Origin of the sequence: Arthrobacter sp. AOP36-A1-22, assembly GCF_052377615.1 — a bacterium.
GTDB lineage: Bacteria > Actinomycetota > Actinomycetes > Actinomycetales > Micrococcaceae > Arthrobacter_H.
In genome coordinates this window covers 27,943-50,403 of the sequence record NZ_JBQSWX010000015.1, presented here as the reverse complement: position 1 = coordinate 50,403, position 22,461 = coordinate 27,943, and the positions used below count along the sequence as shown (strand labels likewise).

23 protein-coding genes and 1 tRNA gene are annotated in these 22,461 nt (G+C 67.3%); 13 read left to right on the top strand and 11 right to left on the bottom strand.

Annotation, left to right across the window (positions count from 1 at the left end; genetic code table 11):
- Nucleotides 1-59 precede the first annotated feature (59 nt).
- The 5 genes from ACT3S2_RS10280 (at nt 60) to ACT3S2_RS10260 (ending at nt 5,072) form a co-directional block, all read left to right on the top strand.
- Entirely contained in the window at nt 60-1,448 is a 1,389-nt protein-coding gene (locus ACT3S2_RS10280) for an O-acetylhomoserine aminocarboxypropyltransferase/cysteine synthase family protein (RefSeq protein WP_444554849.1), read from the top strand.
- A 1-nt stretch (nt 1,449) separates the two neighbouring features.
- Complete coding sequence (locus tag ACT3S2_RS10275; protein ID WP_444554850.1) at nt 1,450-2,667, top strand: cystathionine gamma-synthase; 1,218 nt, start codon at nt 1,450-1,452, stop codon at nt 2,665-2,667.
- Between the two features lie 146 nt (nt 2,668-2,813).
- A complete protein-coding gene (locus tag ACT3S2_RS10270) occupies nt 2,814-3,314 on the top strand; it encodes a MarR family winged helix-turn-helix transcriptional regulator (protein WP_444554851.1) in 501 nt (166 codons plus the stop codon).
- A gap of 67 nt (nt 3,315-3,381) precedes the next feature.
- The gene (locus tag ACT3S2_RS10265; protein WP_444554852.1) at nt 3,382-3,885 is read left to right on the top strand and encodes an MFS transporter; all 504 of its coding nucleotides are present in this window, start codon (nt 3,382-3,384) and stop codon (nt 3,883-3,885) included.
- On the top strand, nt 3,843-5,072 hold the full coding sequence (locus tag ACT3S2_RS10260; RefSeq protein WP_444554853.1) for an MFS transporter: 1,230 nt from the start codon (nt 3,843-3,845) through the stop codon (nt 5,070-5,072). The genes ACT3S2_RS10265 and ACT3S2_RS10260 overlap by 43 nt, the downstream gene beginning before the upstream one ends.
- A 199-nt stretch (nt 5,073-5,271) precedes the next feature.
- On the opposite strand, the gene ACT3S2_RS10255 is transcribed toward ACT3S2_RS10260, so the two are convergent.
- The 7 genes from ACT3S2_RS10255 to ACT3S2_RS10225 all read right to left on the bottom strand — a co-directional run bounded on the left by ACT3S2_RS10255 (nt 5,272) and on the right by ACT3S2_RS10225 (nt 9,906).
- A complete protein-coding gene (locus tag ACT3S2_RS10255; protein ID WP_444554854.1) occupies nt 5,272-5,967 on the bottom strand; it encodes a hypothetical protein in 696 nt (231 codons plus the stop codon).
- 67 nt (nt 5,968-6,034) lie between these two features.
- Nucleotides 6,035-6,964 (bottom strand): AEC family transporter, encoded by a 930-nt coding sequence (locus tag ACT3S2_RS10250; protein WP_444554855.1) that lies wholly within the window; start codon nt 6,962-6,964, stop codon nt 6,035-6,037.
- Between the two features lie 4 nt (nt 6,965-6,968).
- Complete coding sequence (gene panD / locus ACT3S2_RS10245) at nt 6,969-7,400, bottom strand: aspartate 1-decarboxylase (protein ID WP_444554856.1); 432 nt, start codon at nt 7,398-7,400, stop codon at nt 6,969-6,971.
- 57 nt (nt 7,401-7,457) lie between these two features.
- Nucleotides 7,458-7,528, bottom strand: a tRNA-Gly gene (locus ACT3S2_RS10240).
- Nucleotides 7,529-7,622: 94 nt separating this feature from the next.
- Nucleotides 7,623-8,816, bottom strand: a complete 1,194-nt coding sequence (locus ACT3S2_RS10235) for a cation:proton antiporter (RefSeq protein WP_444554857.1) — start codon at nt 8,814-8,816, stop codon at nt 7,623-7,625.
- Between the two features lie 9 nt (nt 8,817-8,825).
- On the bottom strand, nt 8,826-9,308 hold the full coding sequence (locus ACT3S2_RS10230) for a cation:proton antiporter regulatory subunit (RefSeq protein ID WP_444554858.1): 483 nt from the start codon (nt 9,306-9,308) through the stop codon (nt 8,826-8,828).
- A 109-nt stretch (nt 9,309-9,417) separates the two neighbouring features.
- Entirely contained in the window at nt 9,418-9,906 is a 489-nt protein-coding gene (locus tag ACT3S2_RS10225) for an SseB family protein (protein ID WP_444554859.1), read from the bottom strand.
- Nucleotides 9,907-10,038: 132 nt separating this feature from the next.
- Here ACT3S2_RS10225 and ACT3S2_RS10220 point away from each other — a divergent pair, with 132 nt between their 5' ends.
- Nucleotides 10,039-11,745, top strand: a complete 1,707-nt coding sequence (locus tag ACT3S2_RS10220) for a fumarate hydratase (RefSeq protein ID WP_444554860.1) — start codon at nt 10,039-10,041, stop codon at nt 11,743-11,745.
- A 24-nt stretch (nt 11,746-11,769) separates the two neighbouring features.
- Here ACT3S2_RS10220 and ACT3S2_RS10215 read toward each other — a convergent pair whose 3' ends face one another.
- Complete coding sequence (locus tag ACT3S2_RS10215) at nt 11,770-12,711, bottom strand: M15 family metallopeptidase (RefSeq protein WP_444554861.1); 942 nt, start codon at nt 12,709-12,711, stop codon at nt 11,770-11,772.
- Between the two features lie 103 nt (nt 12,712-12,814).
- Between ACT3S2_RS10215 and dcd the strand changes: the two genes are divergently transcribed.
- Nucleotides 12,815-13,396, top strand: coding sequence for a dCTP deaminase (gene dcd / locus ACT3S2_RS10210; protein ID WP_444554862.1), 582 nt, complete (start codon nt 12,815-12,817; stop codon nt 13,394-13,396).
- 6 nt (nt 13,397-13,402) lie between these two features.
- Here the strand turns inward: dcd and ACT3S2_RS10205 are convergent, their stop codons facing one another.
- Both ACT3S2_RS10205 and ACT3S2_RS10200 read right to left on the bottom strand, forming a co-directional pair.
- Nucleotides 13,403-14,170, bottom strand: a complete 768-nt coding sequence (locus ACT3S2_RS10205; protein WP_444554863.1) for an SDR family oxidoreductase — start codon at nt 14,168-14,170, stop codon at nt 13,403-13,405.
- Nucleotides 14,167-15,510: an MFS transporter gene (locus ACT3S2_RS10200; protein ID WP_444554864.1), complete on the bottom strand. Its 1,344-nt coding sequence runs from the start codon at nt 15,508-15,510 to the stop codon at nt 14,167-14,169. Before ACT3S2_RS10200 ends, ACT3S2_RS10205 begins: the two co-directional genes overlap by 4 nt.
- Before the next feature lie 150 nt (nt 15,511-15,660).
- Between ACT3S2_RS10200 and ACT3S2_RS10195 the strand changes: the two genes are divergently transcribed.
- The 6 genes from ACT3S2_RS10195 to mnhG are packed head-to-tail and all read left to right on the top strand — an operon-like array spanning nt 15,661 to nt 22,171.
- Nucleotides 15,661-18,651: a Na+/H+ antiporter subunit A gene (locus tag ACT3S2_RS10195; RefSeq protein ID WP_444561668.1), complete on the top strand. Its 2,991-nt coding sequence runs from the start codon at nt 15,661-15,663 to the stop codon at nt 18,649-18,651.
- The gene (locus tag ACT3S2_RS10190; protein ID WP_444554866.1) at nt 18,648-19,220 is read left to right on the top strand and encodes a Na(+)/H(+) antiporter subunit C; all 573 of its coding nucleotides are present in this window, start codon (nt 18,648-18,650) and stop codon (nt 19,218-19,220) included. The genes ACT3S2_RS10195 and ACT3S2_RS10190 overlap by 4 nt, the downstream gene beginning before the upstream one ends.
- Entirely contained in the window at nt 19,217-20,848 is a 1,632-nt protein-coding gene (locus ACT3S2_RS10185) for a Na+/H+ antiporter subunit D (protein WP_444554867.1), read from the top strand. Before ACT3S2_RS10190 ends, ACT3S2_RS10185 begins: the two co-directional genes overlap by 4 nt.
- A complete protein-coding gene (locus tag ACT3S2_RS10180; protein WP_444554868.1) occupies nt 20,845-21,513 on the top strand; it encodes a Na+/H+ antiporter subunit E in 669 nt (222 codons plus the stop codon). The genes ACT3S2_RS10185 and ACT3S2_RS10180 overlap by 4 nt, the downstream gene beginning before the upstream one ends.
- Complete coding sequence (locus ACT3S2_RS10175; protein WP_444554869.1) at nt 21,510-21,776, top strand: monovalent cation/H+ antiporter complex subunit F; 267 nt, start codon at nt 21,510-21,512, stop codon at nt 21,774-21,776. The genes ACT3S2_RS10180 and ACT3S2_RS10175 overlap by 4 nt, the downstream gene beginning before the upstream one ends.
- Entirely contained in the window at nt 21,773-22,171 is a 399-nt protein-coding gene (gene mnhG, locus ACT3S2_RS10170) for a monovalent cation/H(+) antiporter subunit G (RefSeq protein ID WP_444554870.1), read from the top strand. The genes ACT3S2_RS10175 and mnhG overlap by 4 nt, the downstream gene beginning before the upstream one ends.
- Before the next feature lie 6 nt (nt 22,172-22,177).
- Here the strand turns inward: mnhG and ACT3S2_RS10165 are convergent, their stop codons facing one another.
- Nucleotides 22,178-22,447, bottom strand: a complete 270-nt coding sequence (locus ACT3S2_RS10165; RefSeq protein ID WP_444554871.1) for a DUF4235 domain-containing protein — start codon at nt 22,445-22,447, stop codon at nt 22,178-22,180.
- Nucleotides 22,448-22,461: the final 14 nt, after the last annotated feature.

The following is a 22,461-nucleotide window of genomic DNA, read 5'->3' as shown; positions in this document are numbered from 1 at the left end:
GCCGGCACGGCACCGGAGACCACCTTCCACCACCCAGCCTCTGGACCAGGAGCCCCGCCATGAGCACCAGCACCCCGGAACGTCCCGCAGCACCCATCGGCCCGGCCACCGCGGCCATCCACTCCGGCTACACCCCCGCCGCCCCGCACTTTGCCGTGGCCCCACCCATCGTGCATTCGGCGGCCTTCGAATTCCCCGACCATGCCACCGCCGTGGAGATGTTCGCGTTGCGGACCCCCGGCTTCACATACTCGCGGACCGGAAACCCCACCGTGGCCGACTTCGAGGAACGGGTGGCCACGCTGGAGGGCGGGATCGGGGCGATCGCGACGGCCACCGGACAATCGGCGGTCGCCATCGCTCTGCTCGCCCTGCTTGGTGGGGGACGCGATGAGGACGGGGCCCGGCTGCCCGGAGGGCACCATGTCGTGGCCTCCTCCCAGCTTTACGGCGGAACCGTGGACCTGCTGACCGACTCCTTCGCCGACTTCGGTTACCGCGTCGACTTCGTGGACCAGGACGATCCCGGCGCCTGGGAACGGGCCATCACGCCCGACACCCGGGCCGTCCTGGTCGAATCGATCACCAACCCGTTGTCCACGCTGCCCGACGTCGCCACGATCGCGACGATCGCCCACGCAGCAGGCGTCCCGGTGGTCGTGGACAACACCCTGGCCACCCCTGCCCTGTACCGGCCGATCGACCACGGGGCCGACATCGTGGTGCATTCGGCCACCAAGTTCATGGGCGGCCACGGCACCGCGCTGGCCGGGGTCATCGTCGAGGCCGGACGCTTTGACTTCGCCGCCGACCCGGGCAAATGGCCGCAACTGGCCACCCCGAAGGCCAGATACGGGGGACAGGTTCTCAGTGAACGCCACGGCCGGGCCGCCTATCTGGCCCTGGCCCGCAGCAAATACCTGCACGACCTCGGTCCCAGCCTGTCCGCGCCGGCAGCCGCAGAGATCAGCCGCGGCCTGGAGACCCTGGGCTTGCGTCTGGAACGGCACGGGGCCAACGCATTGCGGGTGGCCCGGTTCCTGGACACCCATCCCGCCGTCGCCCGCGTCCACCACCCCGGCCTGGACGACGCCGGGGGACCCGACCGGCGGCGGCAGGTGTCCGTGTTCTCCTTCGACCTGGCGGCCACCGCCGAGACGGTGGGGCCCTTCATCGACGCCCTGTCGCTGTTCAAGCTGGTCGCCAACCTGGGTGACACCCGGTCGTTGGTGGCCCATCCGGCGGCCATGACCCATTGCCGGCTCAGTGCGGCCCAGCGCACGGCGGCCGGCATCGGGGCGACCACCATCCGGCTGTCCATTGGTTTGGAGGACCCCGAGGACCTCATCGCCGATCTGTGTCGGTGCCTGGACGCCGTCGTCGGCGAAGCCGTCCCCACCGACCACCGGGGCCGTTCCGCCCCCTCCACCGCAGGAAGCAGGGCCTGAAATGACCATCCATGGTGCCACCGACCAGCCGCGGAGCTTCAACACCACGGCCATCCATGCCGGGCAGGAACCGGACCCGCTGACCGGGGCCGTCATCCCACCGATCTACCAGACCAGCACGTTCATCCAGGACGGCATCAACGTCCTGCGCGGGGGACACGAGTATTCACGTGGTTCCAACCCCACCCGCAACGGCTTCGAAACCCAGCTCGCCGCCCTGGAACACGGCGCCTCGGCCTACGCCTTCGCCTCGGGCATCGCCGCCGAGGATGCCCTGCTGCGTGCCGTCCTCTCCCCGGGAGACCACGTGATCCTGGGTGCCGACGGGTACGGCGGAACCCACCGGCTCATCACCCAGGTCCTGGGCCGCTGGGGCGTGGAGAACACCGCGGTGGACATCACCGATCTGGCGGCGGTCCGGGCAGCGGTGCGCCCCTCCGGCACCGTGGTGCTGTGGCTGGAAACGCCGTCGAACCCGTTGCTGGCCGTCGCCGATATCGCCGGATGGGCGCGGATAGCGCACGACGCCGGGGCGCTGCTGGTCGTGGACAACACCTTTGCCTCGCCTTATTTGCAGCGCCCCCTGGACCTGGGGGCCGACGTCGTGGTGCATTCGACCACGAAGTACATCGGCGGCCACTCCGATGTGCTCGGGGGAGCCGTCGTCGTCTCCGACGCCCTCCACCGCGGGCAGCCGGTGGCCGAACTGGTGGGCTTCCAGCAGTTCGCCGCCGGGGCCGTCGCCGGGCCGCAGGATTGCTATCTGGCCGCCCGCGGGCTGAAGACCCTGGGATTGCGCATGGACCGGCACGGGGCCAATGCGCTCGCGCTCGCCGAATGGCTCCGGGTTCAGCCGGAGATCGCCGCCGTGCACTATCCGGGACTCCCCGAAGATCCCGGGCACGAGTTGGCCGCTCGGCAGATGGACGGCTTCGGCGGCATCGTCTCGATCCGATTGGCCGGAGGGGAGGCCGCCGCCCGGAAATTCGCCGTTTCCACGCGTCTCTTCGGCCTCTCGGTCAGCCTCGGCGGAGTCGAATCCCTGGTTTGCTACAGCTCGGAAATGACCCACGCCTCGGTGCGCGGCACCGAGCTGGCCGCCCCCACGGATCTGGTGCGGCTCTCGGTCGGGGTGGAGGACGTCCGTGACCTGCGGGGGGACCTGGACCAGGCGCTGGCCACCGTCGCCTCGTTACGCGTGCCGGTGGGCGCCCGGTAGCCCGGGCGTGGCTGATGAGCTCGGTAACGGGGACGGCCACGGCTGGTTCCGGTAGGTCGGGACCCGGGGCCTGACGAACCGCGAGGCTTGAATCCAGCAGTCCAGAACCCTGTTCGTCGGTAGTGGCATCGCGCTATTATGGTCCCATGCCTCAAGTTGAAGAGCAGGTCGGTCTTCCACCGCCATCGCTCATGTCCCGGACGACCTATCTGGCCGGAAACTTGGCCCGACTGGGTAAAGCAGGCATGGTCGCCACGCTCAAAGACCGCGGTTTGGGCTTCCCTCACTACGCGGTATTGATGGCGTTGGTGGATCTCGGCCCGTTGGCTCCCCACGAGTTGGCGACCCGGCTGAACACCGACCGATCCCATGTGAGCACCTACGTGGAATCCCTCCAACGCAGCGGTCTCATTGAACGACGCCCCGACCCCACGGATCGACGACGCATCATCGTCGCCATTACCAGTGCCGGAACTGAGATCGCTCGCGACGTTGCCGCGGCTTCCACGGAGGCGGAGCTGAACCTCCTCTCGGGACTGGCCGAGGACGAGCGCGTCGAACTTCGACGACTGTTGCTCAAGGTCCTGCTCAGTGCCGACGGCTGGCCGGGCGCCCCGGCTGCTTCGACACCGTCTCCCTCCTGCTAGACGCTTTCACTGTCCGGGAGGCCGGCAACACCACCCGTACCTCCCCTCCAGAACCGCAGGAACCCACATGGCACACGACACGGCACAAGAATCCCCAGCTCGTGACGACCGGCAACCGGTCCGCACCAAACGCGAGTTCGTCTGGGCCTTCACCGGCTTGCTGCTGGCCATGCTCCTGGCAGCACTGGACCAGACGATCGTTGCGACGGCCCTGCCCAGCATCGTCGGCGACCTCAACGGGCTCGAGCACATTTCCTGGGTGATCACCGCCTACATGCTGGCGGCAACAATAGGCCTACCGATCTACGGCAAAGCCGGTGACCTCTACGGGCGCAAATCGGTCTTCGTGTTCGCCATCGTCGTCTTCCTGGCCGGCTCGATCCTGTCGGGGACCGCGACGAACATGATCCAGCTGATCATCTTCCGCGCCATCCAAGGCATTGGCGGCGGTGGCCTGATGATCGGAGCGCAGGCCATCATCGCCGACCTCGTCTCCCCCCCCGTGACCGCGGAAAATACATGGGCTTCATGGGCGCCGTATTCGGTCTGGCCTCCGTCGCGGGGCCGCTGATCGGCGGCTTCTTCACCGACAACATGGGCTGGCGGTGGATCTTCTACATCAACATCCCGCTGGGCCTGGCGGCGCTGGGGACCGTGATCTTCGCCCTGCACCTGCCCCGGCCCTCCGGGGCAGCACCACGGATCGACGTCCTGGGCACCCTGACTCTGGCCGTGTTCAGCGCGGCGGCCGTCTTCATCACCAGCTGGGGTGGAACCACCTACGCCTGGGGCAGCGTCCAGGTGCTGGTCCTGGGCGCCGTGGCAGTCGTGTCGGCGGTGGTGTTCGTGCTGGCCGAACGTCGGGCCGCCGAGCCGATCATCCCGTTGACCCTGTTCACCGAACGCAACTTCATCCTCCCGGCCCTGGCCGGGGTGACCATCGGCATCTCTATGTTTGCCACCATCGCCTATCTGCCGACCTACCTGCAGATGGTCGAGGGGGTCAACGCCACCGAATCCGGCCTCATGCTGATCCCGATGACCACCGGCATGCTCCTGGCCACGATCACCACCGGGCGGCTGGTCTCCTCCACCGGGCGCTATAAGGTGTGGCTGCTGGTCGGGCCCGCCATTGGTGCCACGGGGTTGTTCATGCTGGCGCAGATCGGGGTGGGCGTCCCGTATTGGTACACCGCCCTGGCCATGTTCGTCGTCGGGCTCGGGGTGGGGTGTTCGATGCAGAACCTCGTCGTCGTCGTACAGAACAGCGTCCCCCACCGGATCGTGGGAGTAGCCACCAGTTCGGCGTCCTACTTCCGTCAGATCGGGGCCTCGCTGGGCATCTCGGTGTTCGGGGCGCTCTTCGTCTCCCGGTTGACCGATGCCTTCTCATCGCTTCCGGCAAGCGCCGGAAAGGGGGGCTTCAGCGCGGACTCCGTCAGCTCACTAACACCGAAACTCTTGGCCCAGCTCCCGGCCCCGGTCCAGGAACTCATCGCCCAGGGGTTCGCCGAGGCACTGCCGCCTCTGTTCCTCTACGGCGTTCCGGTCATGCTGGCCGGGCTTGTCCTGGTGGTGTTCATTCATAAACAGGCACTACGTACCGAGGTGGGAGGGGCGGAACCGGCTCAGGAATCCCCCTCTGTTGAGGAGCCCGGACGGTCCGAGGCGCAGGACGTTGCCGCCCCAGCCGAGCTACCGGCCAAGGGGCGCCACCGGGCTAACGATCAGGACCTGCACCGGCCGCCGGCACCCTAGGGGCCAGGTTCGCGGCGCCGTGACACGCAAAAAGGTCCCAGCCGAGGGGGAACGGCTGGGACCTTATGCATCACTCGCACCTTGATGAGGCACTTTCAATACTAGGAAACGGTCCTTTGACCGCACTGTGAGCCCCGTCGGAGTTTGCTGGCTTTCCGGTACTGGACGTCCCGTCCAGATTCCGCTGGCAGCTGGTGGCCTACGGCTCCACAGGCTGATCCGGTGCCGGGGCCGGGGCGGGTTCCTGCGGCGCGTCGGGGGCGGCGGGTTCCTGGTTTTGCGGTGCGGGCTCCTGGTTCGGTTCCTGCTGCTGTTCCTGGTCGGGCGCGTCGTCTCCTGCCGGGGCGTCCGGGTCCTGGTTGATGGTTCCGGAGTCATCGCTCTGGTGGGTGGTCCCGCTGATCCCCGGGATCGAGGTGCCGCCGGTTCCGCTGGTACCGCCGGTGAACGAGGACACCTTGCGCCCGGCAGAGAGCTCGAAGACGAGGATCAGGGCCATGGTGATGGCGAACAGGGCGACGGTGACGCCGATGATGTGCTTCCACGGCAACCGTTGCAGGATTCCGCGCCCGGCGTCCTTCGATGGTTTGTCGACCTCATCGACGCTCGTTCCAACAGGGCCGGCGTCCCGCGCTGTCGCATGTGGTGGCTGCGCGCCGTTGGACGGCCGGGGCTTGGGGCGCCCGACGTTGACCCTTTCGCCCACGTGGTCCTTGGTCCGCTGCAGGGATTGCGAGTAGATCGACCCGCCGACGGTGATCACCAAGCTACCCAGCGCGGCCCCGATGATGGTTCCGCCCACACCCAAGGTGGACAACACCACCGCGGAGGTGACGGCGCCCAAGGCGGAGCCGACCGATCCGATCCAACTGATTTCAAGACGCTTCCTAGCCACGCATCAATTATCCCGGGTGCCGGTGGCCTTCCGAAGCCGCCGCACCCTCTTTCCCCTACCGGCTGATTCAGGAGTTCAGCAGCAAGGGAACGAGCATCATCGCCGGGACGGCGGCGATCGTGGTCAGCAGGACGGTGTCCTTGGCGACCACCAGGCCCTGCTCATACCGGGAAGCCGTGACGAAGACGTTCTGGGCCGAGGGCAATGCAGCCATGATGACCACGGCAAACAGTTCCGCCCCGTGCAGCCGGAACAGGAGGGCCCCGGCGAGCCAGGCCAGCACCGGGTGGGCGATCAGCTTCAACCCGGTGCCGATCAGGACGTCGGAGCGTCGGTGGGTGGCTTTTTCCAGGGGTTTGGAACCCACGAGGGAAATGCCGAAGGCCAGGAGCATCGCCGGAATGGATGCACCGGCGATGAGCTCGACGGGGTCGGCGATCGGCTGCGGGAGCGTCCAGTCGAAGACGGCGAACAACAGTCCCGCCAACGAGGCGACGATCATCGGGTTGCGCAGGGTGCTGAGCACCAGGGCGGTCGGGGTGGTACGTCGGCCCGAGGTGCTTGAATCCAGCAGGGACAGGAAGACGGGACTCCAGAGGGCCAGCTGGAAGAGGATCACCGGGGCCGCATGCGCCGTGCTGCCCAGGACATAGGCGGCGATCGGCAGCCCGAGGTTCGCCGAGTTCACCGTCGAGGCACTCATGGCCCCGACCAGTCGTTCGGGGCGCCCGCGGGGCAACCACCAGCCGGTGACACCGAAATAAAGCAGGGCAACACCCGTGGCGCTGATGGCCGCCACGGCCAGGCTGGGCCCCAGGACGGCGCGGGGATCGGCGTCGGCGACGGTGACGAAGAGCAGGGCCGGGCTGGCGACGAAGAACGTCAGTCGATTCAGGACATAGCGGGCCTCGGGTCCGAGGACCCCCGTGCGTCCGACGAGGTAGCCGACGATGATGACGGCCCAGACGATCGAGAATCCCGAGAGGACCCCGAGCACGGTCCTAGGAGTCCGCGGCGGAGCCGGCGATGGCGTGCGGTGGGCGCACGGCATTGGTGGACAGCGACTCGGAGGGGTCGCTCCCCAGGGCGATCATCGTGTTGTTGGCGTCGACATGGACGATGCGCGGCACATAGCTGCGTGCTTCGGCATTCTCCATCTCGGCGAAGCTGATGAGGATGACCGTATCGCCCGGATGCACCAGATGTGCGGCGGCACCGTTGATCCCCAGGACCCCGCTTCCGCGGTCCCCGGCGATGGTGTAGGTCTCGAGCCGGGCGCCGTTGGTGACATCGACGATGCTGACCAGTTCCCCGGGAAGGATGTCGGAGGCTTCGAGGAGATCGAGGTCGACGGTCACCGAACCGACATAGTGCAGATCGGCATGGGTCACAGTGGCGCGGTGGATCTTCGACTTGAACATTGTGCGTTTCATGGCACTCCTAGTCTACGCGCCGTGCGGTGGTTGGACTCCCGGCCCTGGCATGAAGAGAGCGGGCGACGGGAATCGAACCCGCGTGTCCAGCTTGGGAAGCTGGCGCTCTACCATTGAGCTACGCCCGCAAAACACCCGCCGGTCCGTTCGTACCCGCGGGTGCATCTCAGCATAGCCCAATGGGCGTTCACATGCATATTGGAACTCCACCCACCCAGCGTGCTAATCATGCCCCGCCCGTTGGGGGGACCGGCCCGGGCGGCCCGTCAGGGCCCGCGCCACCGGTTCGGCCAGCTTGGTGGCAATCGGGCCCAGAACGGCCAACAACATGACATAGGCGGTGGCCAGGGCGGCCAGTTCCGGGGAGGCACCTCCACCGGCGACGGCCAGTCCGGCGATCACGATCGAGAACTCGCCCCGGGCGATCAGTGCCGTGCCGGCGCGGATCCGGCCCGGTACGCCGATCCCGGCCCGACGGGCGGCCCAGACCCCGGTGAGGACCTTGGTCACCGAGGTCACCAGGGCCAAAGCCAGGGCCAGGACCAGGACCGGGGGGATCGTCGCCGGGTCCGTGTTGATGCCGAACAGGACGAAGAACATGGCGGCGAACAGATCCCTGAGGGGGGCCAGGACCTTGGCTGCGGAATGTGCCGTGGAACCGGAGATCGCAATGCCCAGCAGGAAGGCGCCCACGGCCGCCGAGACCTGCAAGGCCGCGGCGAGGCCCGCCACGAGCAGCGCGGCGCCGATGAGTTTGAGCAGGAAGTTCTCCTGATCGGGGGAGTGGACGAGCCGGGAAATCTGGGGTCCATACCGCAGGGCCAGCAGCAGCACCAGGGTCACGGCCAGCAGGGCGACGCCCACGGCCCGGAACCCACCCCAGAAACTCACCCCGGCCAAGGCCGCGGTGAGGATGGGCAGGTAGACGGCCATCACGAGGTCCTCGAGCACCAGGATGGACAGCACTACCGGGGTCTCGCGGTTGCCCAACCGCCCCAGATCAGTCAGGACCTTGGCCACGATCCCCGAGGAGGAGATGTAGGTGACCCCGCCGAGGACCAGACCGCCGATGACCCCCCATCCCAGGATGAGGGCCAGGGCGGCACCGGGGACGAAGTTCAGGACCAGGTCGACCAGACCTGCCAACCAGGACCGGCGCAGACCGGTGACCAGCTCCTTGGCGGTGTATTCCAGCCCCAGCATCAGCAACAGCAGGACCACGCCGATTTCGCTGGCGACGTCCCCGAACGATTCGATCCCCGACAGCGGGACCAGGCCGCCATGGCCGAAGATCAACCCGCCCAGCAGGTACAGCGGGACCGGTGACATGCCGACCCGGGCCGCCAGACGTCCGAGAAGCCCGAGGCCGAGGAAGACGGCGCCGAGTTCGATCAGGACGATGGTGGTGGGGTCCACGGGCAGGCCCTATCCGTGATTCAGCAGGTGGGCGGCCTTGTCGAGGCCCTCGGCCGTGCCGACCACGATGACGACATCACCGGCTTCGAGTTCGAATGATGGCGAGGGGGAGGCGAATACCTGGCCACTACGGGAAATAGCGACGATGGAGGCGTGGGTGCGGGTGCGCAGATGGGTGTCACCCAGTGTGTGGTCGGCGTAGGGGCTGTCCTGGCTGATGACGAACTGCTGGGTGTTCACCCCCGGTAGTTCGCGATGCTCCGCGGAAAGATCGGAGACCAGTTGCGGGGCACCGAGCAGGCCGCCGATCGCCGCGGCTTCCTCCGAGGTCAGCGGGATGGCCGCCTGGCAGGCATCGGGGTCCTGCTTTTCGGAGATGATCAGCTCCATGCCGCCCTCGCGTTTGATCACGACGCCGACGCGTCGTCCCGTGGCCAACATGACGTCGCGGCGCGTGCCGATGCCCGGAAGGGGCGTTTCTTCCAGATTCATGACACCAGCGTAGACCCCGGGGCAGTCCCTGGCAGCCCCGGGGCACCGAACACAGAGGGCCGCCGCCGGTGTTCCGGCGACGGCCCTTGGGTGATGGTGGTGTCGGGGCTCAGGCCTCCGGGGTTGCTTCGCCGTCGGCGGTGCCCTCGGTGGGCTCCTGCGGTGCCGGGGAACCATCGGGGGCGAAATCGCGGCGGATGGCGTCGACGCCTTCGGCAGGGATCTCGAAACCGAGCTGGTGGCCCGGGTTCAGGACCACACCGGCACCGTTGAGGTTGTCGACGACCGCTGCGCCGACCACGCGCACGGCGTAGGGGGCCTCGGTGGTGTAGGCCTCGGGGATCCGGTTCACCTGCGTGAACAGAGCGATTACGGGCTCGCCGTCCTTGTTCTGCAGCAGCAGCGGCTGGACGTTGTCGGTCTCCTCGGTTACTTCCTCGCGGCTGAGGAAGAAGACTTCCTCGGACAGGAAGGTCGCAATGACCTGACCGGCCATGGCCTCATCGGCCTGGCCCTGCTGTAGCACGGTCTCCAGGTGCGTTTGCGGTTCGTCGGGGTCCGGATTTTCGGATGGGTTCTGCGTTGGCTCGTCGCTCATGCCTTCCAGCCGATCACGCCCGTAGAGGATGTGCAAGCCGTGCCCCGGATCAAGTAGCTGGCGGTTCGGGGTTCGGACGCGGGCCGAATTAGACTGGGCGGCAACCAACCCACCGGATGCCAAGGATGCCCCATGACCGAGTTCCAGTACGAGGAACTGCTGCCGATCGGCCAGGACGACACCCCCTACCGCCTCATCGGAACCGAGGGGGTCCGCCGCCTCGAGGGCCCCGGGGGACGGAGCTTCCTCCAGGTCGCCCCCGAGGCCCTGGCGCATCTGGCCCGCACCGCCCTGCATGACATCTCCCATTACCTGCGTCCTGCCCATCTGCAGCAGTTGCGCAACATCCTCGACGACGAGGAAGCCAGCGCGAACGATCAGTTCGTGGCGCTTGACCTGCTGAAGAACGCGAACATCGCCGCCGGCGGGGTCCTGCCGATGTGCCAGGACACCGGCACGGCGATCGTGATGGGCAAGCGGGGCCAGCAGGTGCTCAGCGAAGGCCCGGACGAGAAGGCCCTTTCGCAGGGCATCTACGATGCCTACACCCAGTTGAACCTGCGTTATTCGCAGCTCGCCCCGCTGACGACCTGGCAGGAAACCTCCACCGGGAACAACCTGCCGGCCCAGATCGAGCTCTATGCCGACACCGAGCCCGGCCACGAGGAACAGTACAAGTTCCTGTTCATGGCCAAGGGCGGGGGATCAGCGAACAAGTCCTTCCTCTACCAGGAGACCAAGGCGATCCTGAACGAGAATGCCATGCTGGCCTTCCTCGACGAGAAGCTGCGCTCGCTGGGCACCGCTGCGTGCCCGCCGTACCACCTCTCGATCGTCATCGGGGGAACCAGCGCCGAATTCGCGTTGAAGACCGCCAAATACGGTTCGGCCAAATACCTGGACCACCTGCCGACCACCGGGGCGATGACCGGAAGGGGATTCCGCGACATCGACCTGGAGGAGAAGGTCCTGGAGCTGACCCGCCACTTCGGTATCGGAGCCCAGTTCGGGGGCAAATACTTCTGCCACGACGTCCGCATCGTCAGGTTGCCCCGCCATGGTGCCTCGCTTCCCGTGGCGATCGCCGTCTCCTGCTCGGCCGACCGCCAGATGTTGGCGAAGATCACTGCCGAAGGCGTCTTCGTCGAACAGCTTGAAACCGACCCGGCCCGCTTCATGCCCGAAACGGATCACCCGGCGGTCGCCGCGCACGACGGCGACACCGACGGTGTCAGCGGGACCGGTGGCTCCTCGGTGGTCAGGATCGACCTGAACCGTCCGATGCCGGAGATCCTCGCCGAACTATCCAGACACCCGGTGAAGACCCGCCTGTCGTTGACCGGTCCGCTGGTGGTGGCCCGCGACATCGCCCACGCGAAGATCCGCGAACGACTGGATGCCGGGGAGGAGATGCCGCAGTACCTGAAGGACCACCCCGTCTACTACGCCGGCCCGGCGAAGACCCCCGAGGGCATGGCCTCCGGGTCCTTCGGCCCGACCACGGCGGGGAGGATGGATTCCTATGTCGACCGGTTCCAGGCGGCCGGCGGTTCGATGGTCATGCTGGCCAAGGGCAACCGGTCCCGGCAGGTCACCGATGCCTGCCAGAAGCATGGCGGCTTCTATCTGGGCTCGATCGGCGGCCCCGCGGCCCGGTTGGCGCAGGATTGCATTCGCCGGGTCGAGGTCCTCGAGTACGAGGAGCTGGGGATGGAAGCCATCTGGCGCATCGAGGTGGAGGACTTCCCGGCCTTCATCGTGGTCGACGACCAGGGCAATGACTTCTTCGCCGAGACCCTGACCCCGACCTTCACCGCGATCCCGGTCCGGGCGGGCTAGGCGCCCCGGACCGGGGCCGGAAGGCTACTCGGTGAAGGCGCTGCGGGCCCAGTCGGGCCACCAGCGGGTTTCCTCGGCGCGGCGCTCCTGACGCTCCCATTCGGCGTCGCGGGCCGCCTTTTCCCGGGCGGCCTGCCGTTCTGCCGCGGCTTCCTTCTTCGCGGTCTTGGACTTCTGCTTCTTCCGGTCGGCCACCAAATGATCGGAATACTCTTCGAAGGTGGCCATGTCCTGCTGGTCCATCCGTTGTGCCGCCTTGGTGCCGACATAGCGCAGATGCCACGGCTCGAAGTTGTAGCCGGTGGTTTCGTGCTCGTCCTGGGGGTACCTGACGATGAAACCGTAGTCGGCGGCATGGGCGGCGATCCATTTGCCGGAGGGCAGATCGGCCAGGCAGGCCTTCAGGGCGCATTGGCCACTGGCGGCTCCGACGTCGGCGGAAAGCCCGAGCTGATGTTCGCTGGTTCCCGGCTTGGCCGAGATGCGTGCGGCATAGTCCTTGCCGTACTTCCTCGTGTACCGCTGGAAGAGGGCGAGCTGGTGGTCATAGGAGCGGTAGGCGCTGATGACCGTGAGTCGTTGCCCATCCCGGGCGCCGCCGGCGATGAGCTTCTTCATGGCCTTGGCGGCGCGGGGAACCATCTCGGTGCCGTTTCCGGAGACCGAGACCAGATCCTTGGGCGCGTAGTCGCGCGGCTGCAACGGATGATCCTTGTTGACCAGCACCAACGGGGAGGCGGGGTCGGTGCTGTAGGCGGCGTACTGGTGATCGGAGGTGGAGGACTTCGAATTCTTCCCGGGCGTCGCCTCTGCGGTGGCCGCGCTGGAGGGCGTGGCCTGGGTGCTTTGCAGGTCACCGACGGGGGAGGCCTGGGCCGTGGCGGCAGGCAGCAGGAAGGCAGCCGCGAGCGCGATGCTGGTCGCCACTGCGGGAAGACGGCGGAGCGTGTCGGGTGTAGTCATCATGGTGTGTGTGGTGCGTGGAGCAGCCTGCGGACCTCGCAGGGCCGTTCGACCCACCGAGCTACAGGATAACGCCGGGGGCCCGGCATAGGCTATTTTGGGAACCGTGCTGATATCTGACCGCGACATCCGGACCGAACTGGACAGCGGGCGCATCGGGTTGGACCCGTATGAGCCCGGGATGATCCAGCCCGCCAGCGTCGACGTCCGCCTGGACCGCTATTTCAGGCTTTTCGACAACCACAAATACGCCCATATCGACCCCTCGCAGGACCAACCGGAGCTGACCCGCCTGGTGGAAGTCGACCCCACCGAGGCGTTCGTCCTCCACCCGGGGGAATTCGTGCTCGGCTCGACCTACGAACGGGTCACGCTGCCCGACGACGTCGCGGCCCGGCTCGAAGGGAAGTCATCGCTGGGCCGGCTGGGACTGCTCACGCACTCCACCGCGGGCTTCATCGATCCAGGCTTCTCGGGGCATGTGACATTGGAACTGTCGAACATGGCGACCCTGCCGATCAAACTGTGGCCGGGATCGAAGATCGGCCAGCTTTGCTTCTTCAAGCTCACCTCGCCGACGGAGCACCCCTATGGTTCCGGACCCTACGGGAACCGCTACCAGGGCCAACGCGGTCCGACGGCGTCGCGGAGCCACCTGAACTTCCACCGCACCGACCTGCAGGCCTGAACCGGCTCAGCCGCGACCGGTGAACGGCATGCCGGTGGCCGTGATGACCAATGAGTCGACGGTGACCTCCAAGGGGAGTTCGGCCAGCTGCCTCACCGCCCGGGCCGCATGATGGACGTCGAAGACCGGCTCGTTCTTCGTGCTGCCGTCGGCCTGGAGGGTCCCGGTGGTGAATCCCGCCGTCAATTCGGTGGCGGTGTTGCCGATGTCGATTTGTGAGGCGGTGACCCGTGAGGTGCGCCCATCGAGGGCGATGGACTTCGTCAGCCCGGTGATGGCATGTTTCGTCGTCGTGTAGGCCACCGATTGCGGTCGCGGTGCGTGGGCGGAGATCGACCCGTTGTTGATGATCCTGCCGCCCTGCGGATCCTGGGACTTCATCGCCCTGACGGCCGCTGCGGCGCAGAGCACGCTGCCGGTCAGATTCACGGCCACCACGTCGTTCCAATCCGAAAGCGGGATCTCGTCGACCGAGGCGCGGGGGCCGAAGGCGCCGGCGTTGTTGAACAGGACGTCCACCCGGTTCCAGGTTCCGGTCACCGTCGAGAACAGGGCCTCGACCTGCTGGGGGTCGGTGATGTCCGTGGGGACGACCAGGGCCCGGTCGTTGGCCCGTGCCGTCTGTTCCAGGGCCCCGGACCGTCGTCCTGCCAGCGCGACGTACCAGCCGTGATCCAGTAGCTCATGGGCCACGGCCCGGCCGATCCCCGAGCCGGCACCGGTGACGACGGCGACACGGACGGTTGATTCCGGGGTGTTCGGGGGGATGGTCATGCGTTCTCCTGATCGGTTGAGGGGGTGGGTTTGCGCACCGGCAGCAGCAGGAGCAATCCGAACAGCAGGACCAGCATGATCCCGAGGATGCCGTAGCGCTGGGCGCCGCCTTCAGCCACGTGGCTCGTGGCCAGGACGATGGCCAGGGTGAAGAAGCCCGGGGCCAGGAAGGAGACCGCGCGGCCGGTCGTGGCATACAGGCCGAAGAGCTCGCCTTCGCGGCCTTCGGCGGCCAGCCGGGCCAGAAACGCGCGGGACGAGGCCTGTGCGGGCCCGACGAACAGGGTCAGCATCAGGCCGAAGATCCAGAAGCCGGTGGCGTCGGGGGAAAGGAACACCCCCCCAGCGGCGACGAGCAGGCCCACGAGGGAGCCGATGATGACCGCCTTGGGGCCGATCTTGTCATCCAGCACCCCACCGACCAGGGCGCCCGCGGCAGCCACGAGGTTCCCGACGATGGCAAAGACGATCACTTCGGAGAGTTCGAAGCCGAAGGTTCCGGCGGCGATCACCCCGCCGAAGGCGAAGACGGCGGCCAGCCCATCGCGGAACACGGCCGAAGCGATGAGGAAGAAGACCGTGTTCCGCTCGGTGCGCCAGAGCGAGGCGACGTTGCGGCCCAGCTGTCTGTAGGACTCCAGGATGCTGACCTTGGCCATCTTCTGCCGCCGGGAGACCTCGGGGACGGCGAAGAGCACCGGCAGCCCGAAACCGAAGAACCAGAGGGCGGAGAAGACCGCGACCAGCCGGATGTTCAAGGCGTTGTCGGTGTTGGAACCCGGCCAGTCGACCACGGGCTGGACGAAGAGGAACAAGACCAGGGACAAGGCCAGGATGCCACCGACGTAGCCCATGCCCCATCCGAAGCCCGAGATCTTGCCGATGGTCTTCGGGGTGGAGATCTGCGGGAGCATGGCGTTGTAGTTGACGCCGGCGAATTCGGAAAAGACGCTGGCTGCGGCGATGAGACCGACCCCCAGCACCAGGAAGCGCGGATCGGGGAAGACGAAGAAGGCGGCGGCGGTGGCCAGGGCCACCAGGGCCGTGTTCACGCCCAGCCAGAAGCGGCGGCGGCCGCCCGCATCCGACCGCTGGCCGGTCACCGGGGCCAACAGGGCGATCGTGAAACCGGCGACGGTCAGCGCCAGCGACAGCGCGGAGGTGTTGGAATCGGTATCCCCGAACGCGGAACTGGTCAGGTAGACGGTGAACACGAAGGTCGTCATCACCGCGTTGATCGCCGAGGCGCCCCAGTCCCAGGAGGCCCAGGCAATGACTTGTTTCGAGATCGTTCGTGCTCCGCGCTCGGGCAGCGCCTTGGGCGTGGCGTTCGGGCTCATTCCTGAAGCGTAACGCCCTGCGCGAAATTACCGGCCTATTAAGGTGCTTTCTACGGAATCGGATTGATGAACTGTTAAACTAAATTAATTACCTGACCGAGTGCTGCAGTATCGAACCATGCGTGGCCCAGAACCCCTCAGGAGAACATCGTGGCCGTGGTCCTCATCGCGCTCTTTGCGGTGAGCGCCGTGGCGCCGCTTTTGTTCCGCCGCTTCGGCCGGGCTTCGTTCTATCTCCTCGGTGCCGTCCCCGCCGCCGCATTCGTGTGGCTGCTGGTCAACTTTGATTCCTTCATCTCCGCCGACCAATCGGCGGCCGCCGGGGAACCGAATGCGCCACCTGGATTACTGCTCCATTGGATCCCCGTCCTGCAACTGGACCTGGCTTTCCGGATGGATGCGTTGGCCGCGGTCCTGAGCTTGCTGATCCTGGGCGTCGGTGCGCTGGTGTTGTTCTACTGCGCGCGCTATTTCAAGAACGAGGACGCCAACATCGGGCCCTTCGGCGCCCAGCTGCTGGCCTTCGCCGGGGCCATGTTCGGGCTGGTGATCGCCGATGACCTGATCCTGCTGTTCATCTTCTGGGAAATCACGACGATCCTGTCCTATCTGCTGGTCGGCTTCGCCCGGACCCGCATCTTCGCCCGCCGCTCCGCCCTGCAGGCGCTGCTGGTGACCACCTTCGGCGGATTGGCCATGCTGCTGGGCCTGGTGATGATCGGCCAGACCGCCGGCACCTACCGGCTCTCCGAAATCATGGCGATGGCCCCGGAACTGGCCTCGCGCGGAACCGTCATCGATATCGCCATCGCCCTGGTGCTTCTCGGGGCCGTGAGTAAATCGGCACTGGTACCCTTCCATTTCTGGCTCCCCGGTGCCATGGCCGCACCAACCCCGGTATCCGCCTACCTCCATGCCGCCGCCATGGTGAAAGCAGGGGTCTACCTGGTGGCCCGCCTGGCCCCCGGATTCTCCGGGACCACCTACTGGGACGGGATGATCATCGGGCTGGGGCTGGCGACCATGCTCGTCGGTGGCTGGAGGGCCCTGCGACAGACCGACATCAAACTGGTGCTGGCCTACGGGACCGTCTCCCAGCTGGGTTTCATCATGTTGGTGGTGGGGCAGGGCACCGCGGATGCCGCCCTCGCCGGGCTGGCCCTGATGCTGGCCCACGGTTTCTTCAAGGCGGCATTGTTCCTGGTCGTGGGGATCATCGACCATCAGGCGGGAACCCGCGACGTGAGACTGCTGTCGGGACTGTGGCGGACCGCTCCGAAACTGTTCGTCGTCGCGGTGATCTCGGCGGCTTCGATGGCCGGCATCCCACCGCTGTATGGCTTCGTCGCCAAGGAATCGGTGCTCGAGGTCCTATTGGCCGGTGCTCATGACATCGCGGGGATCATCGTGTTCCTGGGGGTGCTGCTCGGCTCCGTCTTCACCGTCGCCTACAGCGCACGATTCATCTGGGGCGGCTTCGCTTCCAAACCGGGCATGCCGGCCACGGCGTTCAAGGCCGTCCCGTGGTCCTTCCTGGCGGCGCCGGCGGTCCTGACCGCGGCAACAGTGGTGTTCGGGTTCCTCCCGACGCCGCTGGGGAAGGCTGCGGCCGGATTCGCCTCGTTGTTCCCGGCCTCCGAGCACCCGGTCCAGCTGGCCCTATGGCACGGTCCGACCCCGGTGCTGGGCTTCTCGGTGCTCGTCATCGCCGCCGGGCTGCTGGTGCATCGGTGGCGGGCCGGATTCGGCGCCCTGCAGTCCCGCGTCCCGGCACTGCTCGAAGCCGAGCAGGTGTACAAGTGGTCGCTGAACGCGGTCGACGAGGTCTCCGTCTGGACCACCGGGCGGACCCAGCGTGGTTCGCTGCCGTTCTACCTGGGCGTCATCCTCCTGGTTGCCCTGGTGGTCCCGGCGGTCGCGGGGCTGACCAACCAGACACCCCTGCCGGAGAACATCGTCTGGTTCGACACCCCCGCCCAACTGATCGCCGGACTCTGCATGATCGTCGGGGCCCTGGCGGCCATCCGGGCCAACCGGCGCTTCCTGGCCGTGTTGATGGTCTCCGTCACCGGGTACGGCATGGCCTTCATCTTCGCCCTGCAGGGTGCCCCGGACCTGGCGCTGACCCAATTGCTGGTGGAAACGATCGTCCTGGTGGCGATGGTGCTGGCGCTGCGGGTGCTTCCCCCACCGCTCTGGACGCTGAACCCCACGGGGCACCGCATGGCGCGGGCCCTGCTGGGGATCGGGTTCGGGGTGGCGATGATCGGCATCGCCGCAGCCGCCATGGCCTCACGTACCGCGGACCCGGTGTCGCTGTCCTTCCCGGAACTGGCCTATTTCGGCGGGGCCGGCAAGAACATCGTCAACGTCACCCTCGTGGACATCCGTGTCTGGGACACCTTCGGGGAGATCACCGTGTTGGCCGTGGCCGCCACCGGGGTGGCCTCGCTGATCTTCGTCCGCGGCCGGGGCGACATCAGGCACCGGGTGGTCGAGGCGGAACCCGGATCCGTGGGGCGGGCCAGACCACAGCCCGGCGGCACCCGCGCCGCGGCGGCCCTGGCGACCGCCCGGCATTTCGCCCAGTCGGCGAAGGACGCCTGGCTGGTGGCCGGCAAGACGCTGGCCCCCGAACGCCGGTCCATCATCTTCGAAGTGGTTGCCCGGCTGGTCTTCCACACGATCATCATCTTCTCCATCTACCTCCTGCTGGCCGGACATAATTCCCCCGGCGGCGGATTCGCCGGCGGGCTGTTGGCCGGACTGGCCCTGACCATCCGTTATCTGGCCGGCGGGCGGTTCGAACTCGCCGAAGCCACCCCCATCAGCCCTGGCACGTTGCTGGGCCTCGGTCTGGCCACCTCGGCCCTCTCCGGCGTCGTCCCCCTGCTGCTGGGCGGCCAACTGTTCCAGACCGCGGTCCTTGAATTCGCCCTGCCCGTCTTCGGGGAGCAGAAATTCGTCACCTCCACGTTCTTCGACATCGGGGTGTACCTGGTGGTGGTGGGGCTGGTCGTGGACGTGCTGCGCAGCCTCGGCTCGGAGATCGATGAGAAGACCGAGAAGCGCGGACTGCTCTCCGGCGGGGTGCGCCGGCCTCGCCGGCCCGTCGTCCAACGGGCGGGGGACCGGCAATGAGTGTGAACATGACCCTGCTGATCGTGATGGGCGTGCTCTTCGCGGCGGGGATCTACCTGTTGCTCGAACGCAGTCTGACCCGGGTGCTGCTGGGCATCATCCTGGTCGGCAACGGGGTGAACCTGCTGATCCTGGCCGCCGGCGGGCGCAGCGGGCTCGCCCCCCTCTACGAGGCGGGGACCCCGGCGGAGGACTATGCCGACCCGCTTCCGCAGGCGCTGATCCTCACCGCCATCGTCATCACCTTCGCGGTCACCGCGTTCCTGCTGGCCATGATCTACCGGTCCTGGGTCATCGCCCGCCGGGACGAACTCACCGACGACGCCGAGGACCGCCGGGTAGCCTCCAAGGACACCTTCGACTTCGAGGAGGACTCCGAAGTCGAGCTGGAGACCTCGGAGTTCCCGGCCGATATCGATGACGAGGGGGAGGGGGGCCACACCGAGGAATCGCGGAGGGCGGCGGCCGCCCGGGTCGCCGGGGAACGGCTGGCCAGCGAACTGCGGCAGGCCTCCTCCGAGGAGAGTGCGGGAACCAACAACAAACGACGCAACAGGAAGGCCCGATGATGGACGACCTGGCCGCGATCGACGTCGCCCCCCTGGCGGTGCTGCTGCCCATCCTGGGCGCCGCCCTGGCCTTCGTGCTGCGACGGCACCCGCTGGCCCAGCGCACCGCGACGATCGGGACCCTGTGCCTGACCCTCGCCCTGGAATCCTGGCTCCTGGTATCGGCCTGGAGACATGGGGCGCAAGCGGTCGTCATCGGCGGATGGGCCCCACCGTTCGGGATCTCCATGGTGGTCGACGAGTTCTCCGCACTGATGCTCGTGGTCTCCACGGCGGTCAGCCTGACCGTGCTGCTCTACGCCACCGGCCAAGGCATGGCCGACGGGGACGAGGACGGGCCCATCTCGGTGTTCCACCCCGCCTACCTGATCCTGGTCGCCGGGGTGTCCAACGCCTTTCTGGCCGGCGACCTGTTCAACCTCTACGTCGGTTTCGAAATCCTGCTGACCGCCTCCTACGTGCTGCTGACCCTGGGCGGGACCACGGCCCGGATCCGTGCGGGGGTCACCTATGTGGTGGTCTCGGTGGTCTCCTCGATCCTGTTCCTGCTGGCGATCGGGCTGGTCTACGCCGCGACCGGGACCGTGAACATGGCCGATCTGGCCGGCAAGCTCGCCGAGATCGACCCCGGAACCCAACAGATCCTGCATGTGATGCTGCTGGTCGCCTTCGGCGTCAAGGCCGCGGTGTTCCCGCTGTCCTTCTGGCTCCCCGACTCCTACCCGACGGCTCCTGCGCCGGTGACGGCCGTGTTCGCCGGCCTGCTGACCAAGGTGGGTGTCTATGCGATCATCCGGACCGAAACCCTGCTCTTCCCAGGGGGCCGGCTGAACACGGCGCTGCTGGTGGTCGCCCTGCTGACCATGCTCGTGGGGATCCTCGGCGCCCTCGCCCAGGCCGACTTCAAACGCATGCTCTCCTTCACGTTGACCAGCCACATCGGCTACATGATGTTCGGGGTCGCCACCGGCAGCGCCGTCGCCCTGGCGGCCACCGTCTACTACGTGGCCCACCACATCATCGTGCAGACCTCGCTGTTCCTGGTCGCCGGGCTGATGGAACGCCGGGGCGGGACCTCGAACGTGGACCGGCTCGGGTCGTTGGCCAAGCTGTCACCGGTGCTGGCGGTACTGTTCTTCATCCCGGCGATGAACCTGGCCGGCATCCCGCCGTTCTCCGGGTTCCTGGGCAAGGTCGGGTTGCTGCGCGGCGGCGTGGACCTGGGGACCCCGCTGGCCTGGGTCCTGCTGGCCGGGGCCCTGGTGACCTCCCTGCTGACCCTGTTGGCCGTCGCCCGGGTCTGGAACCGGGCGTTCTGGCGTCGCGCCGAGGACGCCGAGGACGCCGACCCGATCCTGCTGATCGCCGCGGAGGAGGCCCGCCGTCCCGCCACCGGGACGACCGGCGTCAAAACCCAGCCACATCGCCTGAGCGGACGGGGGGATGCGGCCGTGCTGCCCCCGACCATGGTCTTCGCCACCGGGGTGCTGGTGGCCCTGGGGGTGGCCCTGACCATCTTCGCCGGGCCGCTCTTCGACCTGGCCGACCAGGCCTCGCAGCAGATGCTCGAACGCACGCCCTACATCGAGGCCGTCCTGGGCGCCTCCGAGACGGGAGGCGGACGATGAGCCCGCACCGGCATCCGCGTCCGGCACGGCCCTCGGAACTGCTCACCGGGGCCCGCAGCGCCCGGGCCAGGGCACGACGGCGTCGTGCCCGCTTCCTGATCGAACTTCCCCTGATGTTGTGGCTGGTCCTGGTGTGGGGCGCCCTCTGGCGGGACTTCAGCCCCGGGAACCTGATTTTCGGGTTCGTCATCGCCCTGGGGGTGGTGACGACCTTCAAACTGCCTCCCGTGGAGCTCTCCGGCCGGTTCAACCCCTGGCAGGGGCTGGTGTTCACGGTGTTGTTCCTGCGTGAAATCGTGCGGGCGAGCATCCAGGTGGTGCTCGTGGTCCTCCGGCGCGGGCCGAAGGTGCGCAACGCGGTCATCGGCATCCGCATGCGCAGCCAGGAAGACCTCATGGCCACGGTCCTGGGGCATGTGCTGACCCTCATCCCGGGGTCCTTCGTCGTGGAGATCGACCGGACGACCTCCACGCTTTACCTGCACGTGCTGGACATCAACACCGTCCAGGAGGCCGAGGACTTCCGGCGGCAGGTCAGGTCCATCGAAGCGAGGATCATCCGGATGATGGGCAGCCGGGAGGAACTGGCGGCCCTGGACGCCGAGGGCCCCGCAGGCCCCGACCCCGCAGCACGAGCGAACCGATCGATGAAGGAGCACCCATGATCATCGTCGCTGCCTGGATCGCCGGGGTCGCCCTGGCGCTTGGCGCCGTCATGGCACTGATCCGGTTGGCCAGGGGCCCGTCGATCCTGGACCGGACTCTGGCCCTGGACGTCCTGTTGATCATCATCCTGTGCGGACTCTGCGTGGACATGGTCGTGAACCGGCATCTGAACCACATCGTGTTCATCGTCGTCGGGTCGCTGGTGGCCTTCATCGGTTCGGTCACCATCGCCCGCTACGTCACCGATCGGAGGGGGCAATGATCGTGCTTGGACTGACCGAGGGCGGGACGCTGGACCAGGTCCTGGACTGGATCGTGGTGATCAGCATGGTCTCCGGGGCTCTGCTGTCCGTGGCCGCAGGCATCGGCCTGCTGCGTTTCCCGGACCTCTTCTCCCGCATGCACGCGGCCACGAAACCGCAGGTCCTGGGATTGTTCCTGATGCTGCTCTCCGTCGCCCTGCAGATCAGGGCCTGGTCCGCGGTGCCGATACTGGTGCTGGCCTGGTTCTTCCAGCTGCTCACCGCCCCGGTGACCGCCCATATGGTCGGTCGTGCCGGCTACCGGACCCGGCACCTCAAACAGGAGACGCTGGTCCTCGACGACCTCAATGAAGTGGTCTCCGAGGCCCAGCGCCGCCTGGACGAAGGCCGCTGACGAGGATCAGACCTCGTCGGCCGTGTGGTTGAAGCGGGCAATGGCCCGCTGCGTGCCACGGTTGGTCAGGACCTGGATCACTGCGGACACCACGGCGGAGACCACAGCGAACCCGAGCGCATGACGCATCGATGCCTCGGCCTGGGCTTCCTTGTCGTTCGGCTTCGGGGGGTTCTCTCCGGTGACCTTGTACCAGATGGTGTCCACGAGCTTGCCGCCGACGAAGCCGACGCCGATCGACACGACCGCGCCGACGATCTTCAATAATGCGTTCACGAACGATTCTCCCG

Excerpts from the sequence above, each read along its gene's own strand:
- ACT3S2_RS10280 (WP_444554849.1), top strand. The coding sequence starts at position 60 with ATGAGCACCAGCACCCCGGAACGTCCCGCAGCACCCATCGGCCCGGCC.
- ACT3S2_RS10275 (WP_444554850.1), top strand. The coding sequence starts at position 1,450 with ATGACCATCCATGGTGCCACCGACCAGCCGCGGAGCTTCAACACCACG.
- ACT3S2_RS10270 (WP_444554851.1), top strand. The coding sequence starts at position 2,814 with ATGCCTCAAGTTGAAGAGCAGGTCGGTCTTCCACCGCCATCGCTCATG.
- ACT3S2_RS10265 (WP_444554852.1), top strand. The coding sequence starts at position 3,382 with ATGGCACACGACACGGCACAAGAATCCCCAGCTCGTGACGACCGGCAA.
- ACT3S2_RS10260 (WP_444554853.1), top strand. The coding sequence starts at position 3,843 with ATGGGCGCCGTATTCGGTCTGGCCTCCGTCGCGGGGCCGCTGATCGGC.
- panD (WP_444554856.1), bottom strand. The coding sequence starts at position 7,400 with ATGAAACGCACAATGTTCAAGTCGAAGATCCACCGCGCCACTGTGACC.
- ACT3S2_RS10230 (WP_444554858.1), bottom strand. The coding sequence starts at position 9,308 with ATGAATCTGGAAGAAACGCCCCTTCCGGGCATCGGCACGCGCCGCGAC.
- ACT3S2_RS10225 (WP_444554859.1), bottom strand. The coding sequence starts at position 9,906 with ATGAGCGACGAGCCAACGCAGAACCCATCCGAAAATCCGGACCCCGAC.
- ACT3S2_RS10220 (WP_444554860.1), top strand. The coding sequence starts at position 10,039 with ATGACCGAGTTCCAGTACGAGGAACTGCTGCCGATCGGCCAGGACGAC.
- ACT3S2_RS10215 (WP_444554861.1), bottom strand. The coding sequence starts at position 12,711 with ATGATGACTACACCCGACACGCTCCGCCGTCTTCCCGCAGTGGCGACC.
- ACT3S2_RS10205 (WP_444554863.1), bottom strand. The coding sequence starts at position 14,170 with ATGACCATCCCCCCGAACACCCCGGAATCAACCGTCCGTGTCGCCGTC.
- ACT3S2_RS10200 (WP_444554864.1), bottom strand. The coding sequence starts at position 15,510 with ATGAGCCCGAACGCCACGCCCAAGGCGCTGCCCGAGCGCGGAGCACGA.
- ACT3S2_RS10190 (WP_444554866.1), top strand. The coding sequence starts at position 18,648 with ATGAGTGTGAACATGACCCTGCTGATCGTGATGGGCGTGCTCTTCGCG.
- ACT3S2_RS10185 (WP_444554867.1), top strand. The coding sequence starts at position 19,217 with ATGATGGACGACCTGGCCGCGATCGACGTCGCCCCCCTGGCGGTGCTG.
- ACT3S2_RS10180 (WP_444554868.1), top strand. The coding sequence starts at position 20,845 with ATGAGCCCGCACCGGCATCCGCGTCCGGCACGGCCCTCGGAACTGCTC.
- ACT3S2_RS10175 (WP_444554869.1), top strand. The coding sequence starts at position 21,510 with ATGATCATCGTCGCTGCCTGGATCGCCGGGGTCGCCCTGGCGCTTGGC.
- mnhG (WP_444554870.1), top strand. The coding sequence starts at position 21,773 with ATGATCGTGCTTGGACTGACCGAGGGCGGGACGCTGGACCAGGTCCTG.